This window comes from Cellvibrio zantedeschiae (assembly GCF_014652535.1).
Classification (GTDB): Bacteria; Pseudomonadota; Gammaproteobacteria; order Pseudomonadales; family Cellvibrionaceae; genus Cellvibrio; species Cellvibrio zantedeschiae.
The window spans coordinates 1-17,939 of the sequence record NZ_BMYZ01000002.1; the positions used below are offsets into that span (position 1 = coordinate 1).

The window sequence follows — 17,939 nt, forward strand, 5'->3', positions numbered from 1 at the left end:
TTGTAATTCTGAAATTGGCGCGTATAAATCTTGACTCGCATTTGCTAGCGAACCAAATATGAATAATATGATGGCGAAAATGTATTTCATTGCTTATGCCTAACGTTAAGTTCAGCGGCAGCTTTTAAGTTGCGGCTTTGTGGAATACTTTTGCGCAGCAAAACCACAAAAGCCGCGACTTAAAAGCTGTCCAACGAAGGCGCGTAGCGCCGTAGTGATGCTGGAACGACTTGTTACAAACTTTCTACTGCTCTAGGTTTTCTTGACCTTAATAGAGATAGCAAAACAAAATGCACAGCACAAACGAAAGGAGACCCCATAATAAAATATTGCACAGGGCTTGCCTTGCCTATGTCCAACATTGCTAATACCGCCAACGAAGCGGGTATTATTGCGATTCCTACACATGCATAAGTAATTTTTGACGGGGAAATGCCTTGTTCGTAAGATTTTGAGCTCATTAGATGTAAGTACAGCTTTAAAATTCCATACAACCCAAGACCACCCATTGGCGCTAAGGACAACATTATAATATTCATGTCATCAAATTCTTTTACTATAACTAATAGAAAAAATAACCACCCTACAACGGGGAAAAAGAAACAAAGTACCAACTCGATAGTAAGTAGAAATATCATTAAAAATCTAGCTCCATGCCCAATTCTAAGTTTTAGCTATAACGGTAATGTACTGCTCGAACTTTGTAACGCCGAGTTCAGCGGCAGTTTTTAAGTTGTGGTTTTATGGAATACTTTTGCGCAGCAAAACCATAAACCCGCGACTTAAAAACTGTCCAGCGTAGGCACGAAGTGCCGGAGCGGTGATGCAACGACTTGTTACATATAATTTGTCCGCTCAAAAGCACAATAGTCACCATTAATTTTTAAAAATTACGGATAATATTTAAAACCTTGGGCGCTAAGCACTTTTTTTGCAAGAGAAGTCATTTCTCCATTCTCAGGAGGTTTTACCAAAAGAAGAGCTCTAAATTCTTTATCTCCATGAACTTCGATGGCTCTTTTAATTGCGTCCTTTATTATTTCCTCCATTTCTTCACGTGTTATTTGCGGAATAGATTCGTACCCCGATGGACTACCTAAGATTTCACATTTACCAGCGGTGACGCTAATCAATAAGCCCCAGCCGTAATTATCTTCTTCCATCATTCCATCGCTATTTTTAAATAGTCCATTCAACACATAATACGTTTTGTTTCCTTTTTCATATTTCGCAAAAACCCAGGCTTCTTTTACAGTGGAGTTATTTTCAAGATAGACCTTTTTTATTAAGTCACCATTTAATTTTTCATATTTTATGGCATGTGAATCGTATTGAATCGGAAAAATAGGGTTACCAATATCGGTAGCGCCAAAACTATTCTGTACGCACGAAACACTCAACAATGGTAAAAGGAATATTATCTTGAAAATGCGGTGGAGCATAATTTTCCCTATGTAACAGTTTATTAGATAGCGCCAACTATATAACCCGCAAAATAAAAAGCCAATTAATTTGTGGTTCCGCTGTATAACTCCAATTAAACGTCTCATCGAGTGTAAAAAAACCATAGATTAATCAAAAGATTAAATAACTCTCCCAATTAATTTTGGAGTTATACAGCAATGAGCGCTCTTAATTATTTTTTTAACGCTCGCGCCTATGGGTTCTATTTTGTATTGCATGATTGTTCCTTTTGACATGATAAATCCAGGCCGCCAGCGTTGGGGCGGCATCTTAAAAGTCTGCCTGCTGTTAATCGCACACCTTTTACCAGTCCGTTTTGCCTGATGGCAAGTTCGCTGTAGTGCGAGCAACTGGGTTCAAATACACAGCGGTTGCCGATACTTTTGGGGCGGAGTTTGCGGTAGCCGCGCAGGAGCATTACTGCCATGGTAATGGGTAGGGGCGATTTGGGAATTGGGAGCTGTCCTATGGCCGCATCCATGCGGGTTGTGCCTGTTAACTTTCGCTCTAGTGACGGGCGTAGCTTTTCATCTACGTTGAGCTGCATTGCGTCGATATTGAAGTTATCCACGGATTTCTCCATAGCTTGACTGTTATTGGTTTATTTTTAAAAAGGGAAGATATTAATGAATAGGACGCTAATAGGAATTACACTGGATTACGTGTGTAGTTGTGATTTGAAAAAGAGGCAGACGGGGAATAAATATTTTTTTGAATTTAATTTTCTTTGTGAGCCTGCCGTTCGTGTGATCACTCCTTTTCTTCAATTAATTTTTCTGGCCCCTAAACAAAAAAGCCAGTGCATGTGCACTGGCTTTTTTTACAGCGAGATTAGATTATTTCTTTTTATCTAATTCTTTGAGCTCTTTTTGTAGTCCTTTCAATGAAGCTTCAACACTTTGCATTGGTGTCATACCTGCTGGATAAACTTCTTGTTCTACAGTTAACCACAGGGTGCCGCCAATGGTACGGTTGGCTTCAATCAAGGCTTTCCAATCGGTTGTGTCTTTGCCGATGATTGGATTTTCTTTGTTGCCTTCATCCGGTGCGGCAGCTTTGTAGTGAGTGGTGATGGTGCGGCCTGGGAAGGCTTTAATAATATCGATTGGATTTTTGCCTGCTACTTCTGTCCAACCTACATCTTGCTGCAGCACCACACCTGAAGAGGTGCTTGTACCAATAACATCCCATGGAGTCTTACCGGCTTCGCCCAACATTTCAGGCTTGTGGTTGTGGTAGCCGGTGTGCATGCCGTGCGGTGCGAGTTTTTTCTCAATGGCTTCCAGTTCTGCAGCAACTACTTTTGCACCTTCTGGAGTGAAGGCACGTTTATCCATAGGGATGATCAAATAATGACAATCAATTGCTTTATAAAATGCCACGGTTTTTTCAAAGTTTTCAGCAGACAATTTATCAAAAGGTACGTGTGCTGCAGATGCTTTTAAACCGGTTTTATCCAAAAATGCTTTGAGGCCTTTGGCGTCGTCAGCATATTTACCAAAAATACCTGCAAACTCTACGCCTTGGAAACCGTAAGCTTTAAGTTGCTTTAGGGTGCCTTCAAAATCGGCGCTAACAGCGTCTTTAACGGACCACAATTGCACGCTCAATTGTGGTTGAGTTGGTGCGGCGTGCGAATAGCTAGCCATAATAGCGGCAGTGGAAACCAGTGCAATTGCGAGTTTTTTTAATTTCATAATTTTCATTCCTAATGGAGTTATTCGTTAAGAGTTAATTGCTTTGCTGATGTTAAATTTTGCCGAGCTTAAGTTGTTTGACTGCGAAGTCGCAAGCGCGGGCTGTGATTGCCATATAAGTGAGCGATGGATTTTGCCATGCATTGGATGTCATACAGGCGCCGTCAGTCACAAATAAATTCGGTACATCGTGCGTTTGGTTGTTGCCGTTAAGTACCGATGTTTTTGGATCTCGCCCCATACGCGCTGTACCCATCTCGTGAATGGACAAGCCGAAAGGACGATCTTCATTACGTCTAATTACATGTTTAACAATATCTTTGGCACCTGCAGCTTCCAGAATTTCTGCTGCTGTGTTGGCGATATCTTCATTCATTTTATAATCATTTTCGGTGAAGCTTGCTTCAATATGTAATTGCGGCATGCCCCATTTATCTTTTAGTGTTGGGTGAAGGCTAACCTGATTGTCGTAGCGTGGCAACATTTCGCCTGAACCGTGTAAGCTAAAATACCAGCTACCTGCATTTTGAATTTGCTTTTTAAAATCGGCGCCAAAACCATCTTTCTTGGCAAAACTCCCCCAATTCTCACGCGATGCACTGCCGGAGAGTGAATAACCGCGGAAAAAATTCGGATGTTTTTCTTTCACGTTTCTAAAATTTGGAATGTAAGGTGCAGTTGGGCGACGACCAGAATAATATTCATCTTCAAAACCATCGATGCGACCTACAGCACCAGAGCCGTATAGGTGATCCATTAAATAGTGCCCCAGCACACCGGATGAATTGGCGATGCCTGTTGGGAAACGCTCGCTAATTGAGTTCAACATGATTTGTGTTGTCCCCAATGTTGATGCACACAGGAATACCATTTTTCCGAAATACTCGCGCGTTTCCATGGTCTCACTATCAATAATCCGCACGCCTTTTGCGCGATTGGTTTTTGGATCATAAATAACGCTGTGCACAATTGCATTGGTTGCGATGCTTAAATTGTTGGTTTTAAGTGCCGCTGGTAAGGTTGAGCTTTGGGTAGAAAAGTTTGCGCCGAATGAACAACCCTTATGGCATTCATTGCGTGCCTGGCATTGCAATCGGCCCTGTTCAAGATGATGTGGTGCAGGTTGGGTTAAGTGCGCGCAGCGTCCCATAATCATTTTGCGATCTGGGAATTTTGCTTCAATTTTTTTCTTGAGCGCCAACTCAACATTGTTAAATTCAAACGGCGGTAAAAATTCGCTGTCTGGCAGTACGGGAATATTTTCTTTAGAGCCGCTGATACCCGCGTGGCGCTCTACATAACTATACCACTGCTCAAGGTCTTTGTAGCGAATAGGCCAATCTACACCGTGGCCGTCGGCCAGGTTTGCATTGAAATCGTAATCACTTAAACGATATGACTGGCGCGCCCACAATAAAGATTTTCCACCCAGTTGGTTACCGCGAATCCAGCTGAAAGGTTTTCCTTCTGGTGTGCTGTAGGGGTAATCGCGGTCATTCATAAAAAATTGTTTAGATGAATCACCGAAGGCGTAGCATTGACGCTGAATATAATATTGATCTTCCACCAATTGATAATTCATAGCGTTGCGAAAGGGTAGCTTCCAGGCTTGCACGCCTTCGCCGGGGTAATCCTGACGGTGCTCCACAGGTTTACCGCGCTCCACCATTAATACTTTTAAGCCTTTTTCTGTTAATTCTTTTGCTGCCCAGCCGCCAGTGATGCCTGAGCCTACAACAATTGCGTCGAATACTTGTGCTGATTTTTTAATGTAAAAATTCTTATCCATTACTCATACCTGTTATGCGCTGGAGACTTTTTTTGCTCGAAAATAATTGCTTAGTTCAATGCCCAGGCTTTGCCAACTTTGGCAAAAGGGAAATTACCTTTGTAACCACCGGGAATAGGGAGGTAGGCAAGTTCCTGGGTTGCTCCAACTTCAGATGTGTAATAACCAAAAAGCGTGAGCGATTTAAATTGCGTGAAAAAATCTTTGTCTTCGGGGGTAAAGCCCAAGTCATATTTTTCAATTGCCGTTAGTAATTGAATATGTTGTTTATGGCTGCAGGCTAAAAATACTTTTCCGAATTTATCTTCAGCAACCTTATTTATTTTTTTGAGGCCATCCAGAAATTTTTTCTGGTCGTTTTTGCTTACGCATTCAGCGAGATAGCTATCCATAAAGCCGTGTACGTTTACTGCCAAGGCTCCCGGAGTGTCAGTGGTTGGAATAATTAAATCGGCAATTTCACCGGTCATTTGCAACTGATCCGGGCTCAGGAATTTGGTTACATGGGGCATAGTACCTTTGACGGTTGCAGCCAGGGCGTCGAGCGACTGCGCTGAGAGCGACAAGCCGAATAGCAGTGCCATTTGTTTAAGGGCTGCGCGGCGTGGGTTTTCGGCTTCAAGCCCCGTGGTTTCCGCGAGCTTATTGTTATGCGGCATAGTCTTCTCCGATAAATGAACAGTAGGCAATTGGTTGATAGTCGTTAAATTTGATCGTTATTAAAGTTAATAGTCATTAAAGTTGATTTGTAAGTTTATTGGCTGTTAAGCAGTGCAAAGCAGCATTGGTTATTGTAAAGCTCGCTTAAATGGTAGAAATACAGCAATGTAAACGGTTACATTTGGGCGCACTATAGCGAGAACGAGGGACAGCGTCTAGCTGTATCGGTCTGGTTTAGGAAGCTCTATGTTAGGTTTACTGTCAGGAAGTATGGGGTTGTTTAGTCTGTTATTCGTTGCGTTTACGCAGCCGCAGCCAACCTCTCATCAAATAACCCAGTCCACTACATCTAGTTAAAATCTGGCAACTAGCAATGGCTTGAGTGGCCTTAATGCTACCCCAGAACCCGCGCTTTATGTGCACATTTACAAAACATTAAACATATCATCACGTACTGTTTTTATGTCAGAAGTTGCTTGTTCAGTATTGAAGATTATTTGCGATGAAAACACGCAGATCCAGAACTAGACGTAAGTTATCTGATTGGTCTTTTTTTGCGTTGGCGGGTAAGTATTTGGAGGTGGGCCCGCAGTGATGTATTTGAAAAGTGGTGATCAAAAATACCACCACATTTTTCATATATGTTTATTTTTTGCCATCTCTGAACATAAACGATTAAAATTTTAATCTTTAAAATAAGACCGCAAGATTTATTAAATAAACGCATCCAAAATCAACACACCAATAATGCCCATCACGCCGATTACGGTTTCCATTAGTGACCAGGATTTAAAAGTATCTTTTAAACTCAAATTAAAATATTCCTTGTACATCCAAAAACCGGAATCATTTACGTGAGAGCACATCAAGCTACCTGCACCTACGGCGAGTACCATTAAATTTGGATTGGCCCCGGAACTAATGACGAGCGGTGCCACAATTCCTGCTGCAGTCAAACCTGCAACCGTTGCAGAGCCAAGTGCAATGCGGATAACCGTTGCAATTAACCACGCGAGCACCAAAGGGTTCAGCGGGATTTGTTTTAAAAGTGAGCCTAATTCATCGCTCACACCGCTCGTTACAAAAACCTGTTTCAATGCGCCTGCACCAGCAATGATTAATACGATGATGGAAATATCTTTAAGGCCATCGGTAAAGTATTGCATTATTTTTTCAATTCGCAGGCCGCGTGCGATACCCAAACTGTAAGTCGCAACCATTAGTCCCAAAAGCAATACGATGGAAGGATTGCTAAAAAAAAGCACCCAGGTATTGTTGGCAATACCGGGTGCAATCACGGGAAGCAAACTAGCAACAGCAATTAAAATAACGGGTAGAAGAGCGCAAAAAAAGCTATTGAATGGGCTCGGTAAAGATTCGTCTGGCAATGGTTGCGCGCAAAAGGTTTTGATCGGATTGGCGTGAATATGTTTGAGGCGGCTTGCTAATAAAGGCCCGGCAACAATGACAGTGGGAATAGCGATGATAAGGCCGTAAAACAAAGTGGCGCCAATGCTCGCACCAAATTGCGGTATAAGCGCAACGGGCGATGGATGTGGGGGTAGAAAACCGTGTGTGGTTGATAGGCCAGCGAGTAAAGGAATACCTAAATACACGGCGGGTAATTTCGATTGATGCATAACTGAAAACACCAGTGGCACCAGTAACACGAAACCAACGTTGTAATACAAAGGAATGCCTACAATAAAACCTGTAATCATTAATGCCCAGGTAATATTTTTTTGGCCGAAACCGGCAATAAGTGTACGGCTGATTTGTTGTGCAGCACCTGTTTCCGAAATTAATTTTCCAAACATGGCACCCACGCACAAAATAATGGCGAGTGAGCCGAGCATTGAGCCTATACCAGCTTCAAGTACGCTAGGAATTTTTTCGGGCGAAATACCGGATAAACAAGCGGCTACGATTGCGGCGGCCAAAAAACCTAAAAACGGATTGGTTTTAAACCAACCGACTAAAATGATCAGTAAAAGAATAGCGACCAAAATTGCGATAATTGCCATGATACAAGATGTCCTCACTAAAATTATTATGGACAAGCCTAATGTTTAAGCATGGTGCAAGCGGCTTGAGTGATGTGCACTCAAGCCGCTAGAAATATTAAATACAGGTTATATGACACTCACCATCGTCACTTAACGGGATCCTGATCTAATCACAGGTCGTGCAGTGCTAGATGAAAAGATTCTCCTGAGATAATAAAATTTTTAAGTAAATCGTTTGCTAGGCTACTTTATTAACCAACGTTCCAATGGCTGCAACGCTGATAACAATTTCATCGCCAGACTGCAAAGTGAAGCTGCTATCTGGAACAATACCAGTACCCGTCATTAGCAGTGCGCCATTTGGAAATGAGCATTCGCGAAACAAGAAACCAGCTAATTCTTCAAAGCCACGTTTGATTTGATTAATTTCAATGTCCCCAGCGAAAACCTGTTTGCCCGCACGATTAATTTGCAGTTCGATTTTGGTGTCTTTGGGGAGTGGTTGTTCAGCGACCAGAATGCATGGGCCGAGAGCAGCGCAACCATCGTAAGTTTTTGCCTGGGGAAGATAGAGCGGATTTTCACCTTCAATGCTGCGCGAACTCATATCGTTGCCAATGGTATAGCCGATAATTTTTCCGCTGCTGCTCATCACCAAAACCAATTCAGGTTCGGGCACGTCCCAAGTTGAGTCTTTGCGAATACGTACTAAACCGCCGCTGCCAACGGTGCGCTGGCGAGTCGCTTTAAAAAATAATTCGGGACGCTCTGCTTCATACACGCGTGCATAAAAATCTGCGCCGCCCGAACTTTTGCTTTCTTCCTGACGGCCTTGTTTGCTGCGGAAATAAGTAACGCCGCTTGCCCACAACTCCTGGCTCGCCATAGGTGCATCCAATTGAGTTGCAATTAATTCCTGCGCGTTTGTAACCGGCGTTAAGCTTGCAATAGTTCGAGTCGCTTTTGCGTGAAGTTCGTCATCGTTGATAAAACTGTTCCAATCGCTGCCATCAACTTTGTAGAACTGGTTGTTGTTTTCAATCAGGATGCTGTTGGTTAATTTATAAATTCTCATTTCTCTCACCTGCATTTTTTATGGGTTGTTATGAAGCACGTTAAAACAAATGATCTTCGGCTTCATGTGTATCTAGTTTCACTGGGAGTCGTCATCCTCGCGCAGCGGGGATCCAGCTTTTGGTTGAAGCATAGAGCTACTGGATCCCCGCTACGCGAGGATGACGATTCCCTTTTTTCTAATTTGATGCGAAAAATTAAACGACCTTAATGCAAATCACGCTCTACGACGGATCCGGATTTTCCGACCAGTACATCCATATCTGCACCCAAGTGCGCTTGTTCTACGTGATCTATATAAAGTTTTACGTAACCACGCTCTGCAAGTGGGTCAGGTTCTTTCCATGCAGCACGACGTTTTGCGAGTTCTTCGTCGCTCACGTGTAAATGTAAAAGGCGGCGTTCAACATCCAATTCAATTTCATCGCCATCTTGTACAAGGGCGAGCGTGCCGCCAACAGATGACTCAGGAGAAACGTGCAATACCACCGTGCCGTAAGCTGTGCCGCTCATGCGGCCATCAGAAATGCGCACCATATCGGTTACGCCTTGCAGCACTAATTTTTTAGGTAGATCAACGTTGCCCACTTCGGGCATGCCTGGGTAACCTTTGGGGCCAACACCTTGCAAAACAATGACGCTGTTTTTGTCGATGTTGAGATCAGGTAAGTCGATACGCGCGTGATAATCTTCCATGCTGGAAAATACAACGGCTGGACCGCGGTGTTTCATTAATGCCGGTGTTGCAGCAGAAGGTTTTATGACCGCGCCGTTTTCACAGAGGTTGCCTTTTAGTACCGCAATGCCTGCAGCAGGATTTAACGGATTGGCGCGAGTGCGAATAACTTCGTGGTTATAGCACACAGCTTTTGCATAATTTTCGGCGAAGGTTTTTCCATTAATCGTTAAGATATTTTGATGCAATAAATCGCCAAGCTCTTTAATTACTACGCCTAAACCGCCTGCGTAGTAATAATCTTCCATCAAATATTTTCCTGAAGGCATGAGGTTAAGCAGCAAAGGAATTTGGCTGCCTAACTTGTCGAAATCATCCAGCTCTAACTGCACGCCAATACGACCCGCAATCGCTTGAAGATGGATAATAAAATTAGTGGAACCACCAACTGCTGCGTTTACCTTAATCGCGTTCTCGAAGGCTTCGCGCGTTAAAATTTGCGACAGCTTCATGTCTTCGCGCACCATTTCCACGATGCGACGGCCAGACAATTGCGCCATGACTTTTTTGCGCGCGTCTACCGCTGGAATCGAGGAAGCGCCAGCCAAGGTTAAGCCCAAAACTTCCGCCATGGTCGCCATGGTTGATGCGGTGCCCATGGTGTTGCAGTGACCGGCACTGCGTGCTGCGCCAATTTCCGCTTCCTGTAAGTCGGCGTCAGAAAATTCACCGGTATCTTGTTTGGCTTTGATTTGCCAATTGAAAGAACCAGAACCAATTTCGCCGCCGCGGAATTTGCCGTTCAGCATTGGTCCGCCGGGAACTACGAGTGTTGGCAAGTCTACCGAGCAGGCGCCCATGATGAGTGATGGTGTGGTCTTATCGCAGCCGGTGAGCAGTACAATGCCGTCTAGCGGGTTAGCGCGAATGCTTTCTTCCACATCCATACTCGCTAAATTGCGGAACAGCATGGAGGTAGGCTTCATGATTGTCTCGCCCAGAGACATCACCGGAAATTCAAAGGGTACGCCACCGGCTTCAAGCACGCCGCGTTTTACAATTTCCGCAACTTCGCGAAAATGACCATTGCAAGGGGTCAATTCTGACCAGGTATTGCAAATGCCTATGACCGGTTTGCCTTCGAAATAATCGTTGGGATAACCTTGGTTGCGCAACCATGAGCGATGCACAAACCCCATTTTATCTTTGCCGCCAAACCATTCCTGGCTACGCAGCTTTACTGGCTTTTTCATGTTGAAATCCGATTTGGTTGATCAGTGTCGTTGTTATTGTTCGGTCGTCCTTGAACGAAGGTACAACCTTGTTGGTTATCGCTTTGCTTGTATTACTCCAGTGCGGCATTCGAGGGAGTGCCGTTCACCAGCCGTGTAAGCCCTAGCGGATTATTATTTTTCAGTGCGTCGGGTAAGAGTGTATCGGGAAAATTTTGGTAGCACACGGGGCGTTGAAAGCGCTGGATCGCAGCGGTACCTACCGCGGTAAAGCGTGGGTCTGATGACGCCGGGAAAGGGCCGCCATGAACCATGGATGGGCAGACTTCAACACCGGTTGGAAAGCCATTCACAACCACGCGGCCAACCTTGCGCGCTAGCACATCTACCAATGCTGAATGCGCTAGCAGCTCAGTCTCAGTACCATGCAAGGTACCGGTTAGCTGACCAGCAAGCACTTCGAGCACTTGCTGCAATTCAGTAAAATCTTTGCAGGTAACAAGCATGGCTGCTGGGCCAAAAACTTCTTCATGGATGGCATCCTGGGCAATAAAGTTTTTACCGCTAGTACCTAGCAAATAGGCTTGCGCACGGAACCCTTCATTTACCGAATCTGCCTGTCCTTGCGCCAGGGAAGCAACGCCAGAAGCATGGGTGAAGCGCGTAAGGCCTTGTTGATAGCTGGTACAAATGCGCTGGTTTAACATAACGCCCGCAGCCACGTTGCCCAATTCTGCGCGAACGGCCTGGATAAATTCGTTCAGCTCCGGCGAGTCTATAGCAATCACCAAACCGGGGTTTACGCAGAACTGACCAGTACCCAATGTGAGTGATGCAACAAAGCCTTTTGCGATAGCTGGGGCGTTGGTTTTCAAGGCTTCTGGCAAGAGGATAACCGGGTTGACGCTACCCATTTCTGCAAATACCGGAATGGGTTCTGGGCGTGCATTGGCTAGCTTTATCAAGGCTGTGCCGCCGGCAATTGAGCCAGTGAAACCAACAGCCTTCACTGGTGCTGCTTGTACCAGGGTTGCGCCTACTTCGGCATCATCACCCATCAGAAATGAAAAGACGCCTTTGGGCATTTGGCAAATTTCAATGGCCTTCGCTATGGCTTGCGCGACCAATTCACCTGTTCCCGGGTGAGATAAGTGGCCTTTAGCCAATACCGGACAGCCCGCCGCCAAAGCAGATGCTGTATCGCCGCCGGCGACGGAATAAGCGAGTGGAAAATTGCTAACCGCGAATACCGCTACAGGGCCAATTGCTTGCTGCATAAAGCGCAAGTCGGGTTTGGGAACTGGGGTGCGATCTGGCTGGGCAGTATCTATACGGGCGTCCACAAACTCGCCCGCATCCAGCGAATTGGCAAACATGCGTAATTGCCCGCAAGTACGAGCGCGCTCGCCTTCACCGCGGCCTTTGGGATAGCCAGTTTCAAGGGTAATTCGAGTGGTGAGTTCATCGCCCAGAGCTTCAATTTGGGTGGCGCATTCACGCAGGAAGTTTGCGCGTTTGGCCGCTGGTATTTTGGCGAAGGACAAGGAATCGCGATGAGCGGCTGCTACAGCGGCTTCTACCTGCGCTTTGCTAGCTTTGCCCATGGCTGGTTCAAGGTTTTTTGCTGTCGATGGATCAACCGCGTTGTAGGTTCCAGCCTGCCCTTGATGCCATTCGCCATCAAAGTACAGTTTTCCGAAAATGCTCATAGTTGCTCCAAAGATTGCGCAATCATATTGTATGAAAAGTATATGCCGGTCTCCGGCACAAAGGAAGCCCTACTCAGAGATATATTGTCAAAATGACTTCAAGGTAGCAGTCATCTGGAAAAACGTCTAATAAACATTCAATTTATGCAGACAGAAGCAGCCGAAGGTAAGGGTTCGAAATGGTGAAATACTTACCTTTAATGAATATGACCTGTGCTTTCTGATGCATGCACAATGATATAAGCCGTACGGGCTCCACCTGAGTAACCATCATAAACAAATGGTAGCGATGGATTAATCGCTTTCTGGTCGACGCCCAGATCTTTGTTGCTAACACCTGGGGCATAGAACATGTAATGCCCCGGGAATAATGTCTTGGAGATTTGCTGTAGTTTCTCATCAAATACTACATCGCCTTTTAGCATGTAGGCGATGCCCGCTTTCTGCGGACTGCGAAAACGTTTGCTGTCAAAACCGGAATCAACATCTTTTTTAATATCTGCAGCGGATTTTCCCTGGGCAATCAATTCCCCAACACGAAGCATGACCGGCACAATCGTAGCGCTACCTTCGGGATCCCAGCACGTTGGTCTGAGCGCGCGATCACCATTTTGATGACCATCGCGGTTAACAAAACAGGTGAAACCATTTTTCCCATCACGCACTTTTTCGTAACCGGATTTTCCGAAAATATAAACAGAAGCTTCTTTTCGGATAGGTTCTGGTCCCGCTGCTAATGCCAATTCAATTTCCAGTTCGCGCGGAAGATATTGCAATGGATTTTTTGCATTATCAGCATGTGTGATGTTTGATAAGGCGGCAATGAATATAAAAGCAAATCTACATGGTATGTTCACAGTTTCTCCTTAACTCTAGTGGGTTGATTGGAAGTTTTTGCAAGAAAATACAGAGTGTTTATAAGACGAAAAATCTAAAAAATAAAAACTTTATTTATGCAAAGCCATCGCCTGATTAAGTATTTTTGATAACAAAAAAGGCCGGAGCATTTCTGATCCGGCCTTTTTATTTGTATCACATCGGCTGCTTACACGTTGTAAGTAGAAGATGCTGTATTACCACCGCGACCGGTCCAGTTGGTGTGGAAGAATTCACCGCGTGGTTTGTCAGTGCGCTCGTAGGTGTGCGCGCCGAAGTAATCGCGTTGTGCTTGCAGCAAGTTTGCTGGTAAGCGTGCAGTGCGATAGCCGTCGAAGTAAGTCAGCGCAGAGGTAATTGTTGGTGCAGGAATACCGTTAACAATTGCCGCCGCTGCAACACGACGCCAGCCAGCTTGTGCTGCATCTACAGTCTTCGCGAAGTAATCATCCAACAACAGGTTTTTCAATTCAGCATTCTTGTCGAAAGCTTCTTTGATATTGCCGAGGAATGATGAACGAATGATACAGCCGCCACGCCACATTAATGCGATGCCGCCGTAGTTGAGGTTCCAACCGTATTCTTTCGCGGCTTCGCGCATCAACAAATAACCTTGCGCGTAAGAAATAATTTTTGAAGCGAATACTGCGTTGCGCAAATCGTTGATGAAGGCTTGCTTGTCGCCAGTGAAATTCACGGCTGGGCCTTTAATCACTTTTGCAGCCTCAACACGTTCAGCTTTTTGCGATGACAAGCAGCGTGCGAATACAGCTTCAGAAATCAGAGTGAGCGGTACGCCCAAATCCAATGCGATCACACCAGTCCACTTACCGGTACCTTTTTGGCCAGCGGTGTCGAGGATTTTCTCAACCAGTGCAGTGCCGTCTTCATCTTTATACGCAAGAATGTCGCGAGTAATTTCGATCAGATAAGAATCGAGCTCGCCTTTGTTCCATTCTGCAAAAACTTCATGCATTTCATCAGCGTTCAAGCCAACAACTTCTTTCAACAATTGATAGGCTTCGCAAATTAATTGCATGTCGCCGTATTCGATACCGTTGTGAACCATTTTTACAAAGTGGCCAGCGCCGTTTTCGCCAACCCAGTCACAGCAGGGGCTGCCATCATCAACTTTGGCAGAGATGCTTTGGAAAATATCTTTCACATATGGCCAGGCTTCTGGTGAGCCGCCGGGCATGATAGATGGGCCAGTCAATGCGCCTTCTTCGCCACCAGAAACGCCGGTGCCGATAAAGCGCAGACCTTTGCTCGCCAAATAAGCGGTGCGACGGTCAGTATCCGGGAAGTGTGTGTTGCCGCCGTCGATAATAATATCGCCAGCTTCCAAATGAGGGATTAATTGCTCGATAAAATCGTCAACCGGTTTGCCCGCTTTTACCATCAACATAATTTTGCGTGGTTTGGCGAGAGATGCCACCAGCTCTTCAATCGAGCGAGCGCCGCGAATGGTTTTGCCAGCAGCGCGGCCAGCAATAAAGCTATCAACTTTGTCTACTGAGCGATTGTAAGCAGTAACTGTGTAGCCTTTGCTGGCCATATTCAGGATGAGGTTTTCGCCCATAACGGCGAGGCCAACCAAGCCTATATCGGAAAGAGGTTTCATAAAATTCGTAGCCTATCGTCTGTGGTTGATACATCAGGGTTTTAACTTGGGTGCGACCGAAGCTTAATTCTTGCGCGCCAGTGCTTGGCTGTGTTGGCAAGGTTTTAAACACCCTTTGTATGTGGCTTCGCTACCTTAAATGGATAATTGGGGCGGCGCGACGCTCTTTTGGGGGCGCTATTATTCACGTTTAGCGGGTAAATGCCTAGTGAAAATCGTGTGACTTGGGGCTATGAAAGCGATTGTTTTTCATAATAGAGGGCAACTTTATTCATGCGTCGCCCGTTTAATCTTCCGCTTTCTTCGATAATTGGGTTTGGTTTGTTGCTCCAGCGCCCAGTCAATATGCTCTTTTACCAGCTCGGAAACGCCTTCGCGCTTGGATTTTAAAGCGGTAATTATGTGGTCGCTCTGCGGTGCATTTCCTAGCCCCACTGCCAGATTCCGCAGCCAGCCTTCATAGCCAATCCGACGAATGGCTGACCCCTCGGTGTTGTCGAGGTATTCCTGTTCTGTCCAATTAAACAGGGTCGTCAAATCGCTGTCGGCCAAGCCGTGGCGGGGGAGGAAGTCTGTTTCAGTGGTGAATTGCGCGTATTTATTCCAAGGGCAAATGGCTTGGCAATCGTCACAGCCGAATACGCGGTTACCCATGGGCTCGCGGAATTCTTCAGGAATTGCACCTTTGTTTTCGATGGTTAGATAAGAGATGCAGCGGCGTGCATCCAATTCATAGGGTTGGGTGAAGGCATCCGTTGGGCAGACTTTCAGGCAGGCCGTACACTCACCACACTGATTGGGCTGGTTGGGTGTATCAACGGGCAGTGGGACAAACGTAAATATCTCGCCCAGGAAAAACCAGCTGCCAGCATCGCTATTAATGATAAGTGTGTGTTTTCCTGTCCAGCCTAAACCTGCTTTTTCAGCGAGCGGGCGCTCCATCACCGGGGCACTGTCTACAAATGCACGGTTCTGGCCTTTGAAGGGATAATCCTCGGGCAGGGCATCATCAATTTGTTTGGCGAGAACACTCAAACGTTTGCGGATAAGTTTGTGGTAATCGCGCCCCAAGGTGTAGCGCGATACGTAGGCTTTGGTAGGGTCTTTTAGCGTTGCGATTTGGTTGGTGTCGCCGGGCAGATAATTCATTCGCACCGAAATCACCCGCACCGTGCCGGGCAATAATTCCGCAGGGCGCGAGCGCTTGTTGCCGTGTGCCGTCATCCACTCCATGGTGCCGTGATAGCCTTTAGCGAGCCATTCTTTCAAACGCACTTCCGCTTGCGATAAATCAATATCCGTAATGCCCACCTGCTGAAAGCCAAGCTCGCGTCCCCAGATTTTGATGTCGGCAGCGAGTTTGTTTAAGTCGAGGGAGTTGGGCATGGAAACTGACTTGAAGTGGGCGAATGGATATTTTGCCAGAAATGCCTGGTTTAATCAGTGAAGAGTCAATTGTGACCTTATGCTTTTTATAAGGCCACTGGATTCTTGCGGGGTGACGAGGTTTGACTATCAATTCGATGGTGTGCGCATAAATTATCTAGGCCACCTTACACACCTGGTTTCTGCCGCTGGATTTTGCACGATAGAGTTGCGCATCGGCAATTTGCATAACCTGGTCCAGATGTTGGCCGCGTTCAAGTTGCGCAACACCGATACTGATAGTCACCGACAACTGTGGATGGATTTCGCTCCAATCCTGGTTGGCAATATAAGTGCGCAATTTGTCGCAGAGTTGGTGGGCTTGTTCGAGTGGTGTATCTACAAATGCAATCACAAATTCTTCGCCGCCGTAGCGCGCCACCAAATCTGACGAGCGTGTTTGCGCACGTAAAATTTCACCAACCTTGCGCAATACTTTATCGCCAATCGCGTGGGAAAACTTATCGTTAATTTGTTTGAAGTGGTCTATGTCGCCCATCATAATTGTGAGTGGGCGCGCGCTGCGTTGTGCGTGGATAAATAATTTTCCGGCTTGCTCGTCAAAGTGGCGACGATTGTGTAAGTGTGTAAGTGCATCGCGCAAACTTAATTCGCGCAATACTTCTGCTTGCTCTGCAATTTTTTGGTTGGAGGCTTTCAGGTCTGCGTGGCTGCGCGCTAATTCTTCGCTCATATGATTGAAGGCTTGCGACAGTTCTCCCACTTCATCCGTTGATTTAATATCAATTTGTTTGCCTAATTCGCCGTCTTGCAAATGGCGAATTGCTTGCGTTAGTCGCTGCAAATTGGATGATAAATAATTGCCTAATAAAATTCCCAATCCTAAGGCCAGAATCGCTGCAGCGCCTAAGCCAATCAATAAAGATTCGCGCATGGCGCTCATGTAGCCTAAATCCAGATCAGAAAAATTTACGCCGGCTTTAGGTAATAAATAGGCGTGAATCTTACCTTTTACTTCAATGGGAATTGCGCCCTTGCGGTCGGCTTGGCTCACGATATCACCCACTTTATAAGGCGCAATTGCCATGAGCGCTTTGCCTTCAGTGTTAAACAAGGTGAAACGAAAAGGCGCGCGCACCATGCCGTAAGGAACTTCTACCGCACCATTATTGGTTTGGATAATTGCACCGGGGCGTTCGTTGCGTGGTGGGCGTCCCATATCGTTTTCGGGCGGGTGATCGCGCATTTCATGCGGTGGAGGGCGTCTGCCTTCAGGACCCCGATTCTTCTCTCTGGCTTCTTCCGGTGGGCGTTGATCGGATGGTCTTGGTTCCACGGCGTTACGGTCCACCGTGATATTCAGGTCTTCACCGTTTTGCTGATCTTTGAATTCGGTAGTGGGCAAGCCGATGGTTGGAGCGCGATTATGCTTATCGCGGCGCTGCTCGGAAAAATTGCGGAAATCCTCATGGGCGACAGCGGCCTCCCAGCTTCCCCATTTATCAATATAGGCAGTGACATCGGCGCGGAAATTTCGGGTGGAAGCTTGGGCAAATTCTTCGTTGAATTTGCTCATTAACCGCTGGTCAGCCACGAAGCCAACAACGCCCACGGCAAGCAGGCTGGTGGTAAGCATGGAGAGGGTAATGCGGGTGCGTAGTTTCATGGCTGATCCGGCTTGGGGCATTCAGCTGGAAAGTATAATCGGAGTTTCGCCAGAATCTACGTGCGCAACAAAATTGTATA

Annotated in this window: 14 protein-coding genes; all 14 read right to left on the minus strand. The window is 46.0% G+C overall.

Annotated elements, in window-relative coordinates:
* Positions 1–233: 233 nt before the first annotated feature.
* The gene (locus IE104_RS10800; RefSeq protein WP_189418463.1) at positions 234–638 is read right to left on the minus strand and encodes a hypothetical protein; all 405 of its coding nucleotides are present in this window, start codon (positions 636–638) and stop codon (positions 234–236) included.
* Positions 639–890: 252 nt separating this feature from the next.
* The gene (locus IE104_RS10805; RefSeq protein WP_189418464.1) at positions 891–1,442 is read right to left on the minus strand and encodes a hypothetical protein; all 552 of its coding nucleotides are present in this window, start codon (positions 1,440–1,442) and stop codon (positions 891–893) included.
* 224 nt (positions 1,443–1,666) lie between these two features.
* Positions 1,667–2,035, minus strand: coding sequence for a membrane protein insertion efficiency factor YidD (yidD, locus tag IE104_RS10810; RefSeq protein WP_229837842.1), 369 nt, complete (start codon positions 2,033–2,035; stop codon positions 1,667–1,669).
* A 265-nt stretch (positions 2,036–2,300) separates the two neighbouring features.
* Positions 2,301–3,161 (minus strand): sugar phosphate isomerase/epimerase family protein, encoded by an 861-nt coding sequence (locus IE104_RS10815; RefSeq protein ID WP_189418465.1) that lies wholly within the window; start codon positions 3,159–3,161, stop codon positions 2,301–2,303.
* A gap of 52 nt (positions 3,162–3,213) precedes the next feature.
* Positions 3,214–4,950, minus strand: coding sequence for a GMC oxidoreductase (locus tag IE104_RS10820; protein ID WP_189418466.1), 1,737 nt, complete (start codon positions 4,948–4,950; stop codon positions 3,214–3,216).
* A 50-nt stretch (positions 4,951–5,000) separates the two neighbouring features.
* Complete coding sequence (locus IE104_RS10825) at positions 5,001–5,609, minus strand: gluconate 2-dehydrogenase subunit 3 family protein (protein ID WP_189418468.1); 609 nt, start codon at positions 5,607–5,609, stop codon at positions 5,001–5,003.
* A gap of 714 nt (positions 5,610–6,323) precedes the next feature.
* Positions 6,324–7,634 carry a GntP family permease gene (locus tag IE104_RS10830; RefSeq protein WP_189418469.1) on the minus strand — a complete coding sequence of 437 codons (1,311 nt, stop codon included), beginning with the start codon at positions 7,632–7,634 and terminating at the stop codon, positions 6,324–6,326.
* Positions 7,635–7,854: 220 nt separating this feature from the next.
* The gene (locus tag IE104_RS10835; protein ID WP_189418475.1) at positions 7,855–8,691 is read right to left on the minus strand and encodes a fumarylacetoacetate hydrolase family protein; all 837 of its coding nucleotides are present in this window, start codon (positions 8,689–8,691) and stop codon (positions 7,855–7,857) included.
* Between the two features lie 206 nt (positions 8,692–8,897).
* Entirely contained in the window at positions 8,898–10,619 is a 1,722-nt protein-coding gene (locus IE104_RS10840) for an IlvD/Edd family dehydratase (RefSeq protein ID WP_189418477.1), read from the minus strand.
* A 92-nt stretch (positions 10,620–10,711) separates the two neighbouring features.
* Positions 10,712–12,307 carry an aldehyde dehydrogenase (NADP(+)) gene (locus IE104_RS10845; RefSeq protein ID WP_189418479.1) on the minus strand — a complete coding sequence of 532 codons (1,596 nt, stop codon included), beginning with the start codon at positions 12,305–12,307 and terminating at the stop codon, positions 10,712–10,714.
* 197 nt (positions 12,308–12,504) lie between these two features.
* Positions 12,505–13,164: a hypothetical protein gene (locus IE104_RS10850; protein ID WP_189418480.1), complete on the minus strand. Its 660-nt coding sequence runs from the start codon at positions 13,162–13,164 to the stop codon at positions 12,505–12,507.
* A 188-nt stretch (positions 13,165–13,352) separates the two neighbouring features.
* The gene (gnd, locus tag IE104_RS10855) at positions 13,353–14,807 is read right to left on the minus strand and encodes a decarboxylating NADP(+)-dependent phosphogluconate dehydrogenase (RefSeq protein WP_189418482.1); all 1,455 of its coding nucleotides are present in this window, start codon (positions 14,805–14,807) and stop codon (positions 13,353–13,355) included.
* A gap of 267 nt (positions 14,808–15,074) precedes the next feature.
* The gene (queG, locus tag IE104_RS10860; protein WP_189418484.1) at positions 15,075–16,193 is read right to left on the minus strand and encodes a tRNA epoxyqueuosine(34) reductase QueG; all 1,119 of its coding nucleotides are present in this window, start codon (positions 16,191–16,193) and stop codon (positions 15,075–15,077) included.
* A gap of 157 nt (positions 16,194–16,350) precedes the next feature.
* Positions 16,351–17,859, minus strand: a complete 1,509-nt coding sequence (locus IE104_RS10865; protein ID WP_189418486.1) for a sensor domain-containing diguanylate cyclase — start codon at positions 17,857–17,859, stop codon at positions 16,351–16,353.
* Between the last annotated feature and the right edge of the window lie 80 nt (positions 17,860–17,939).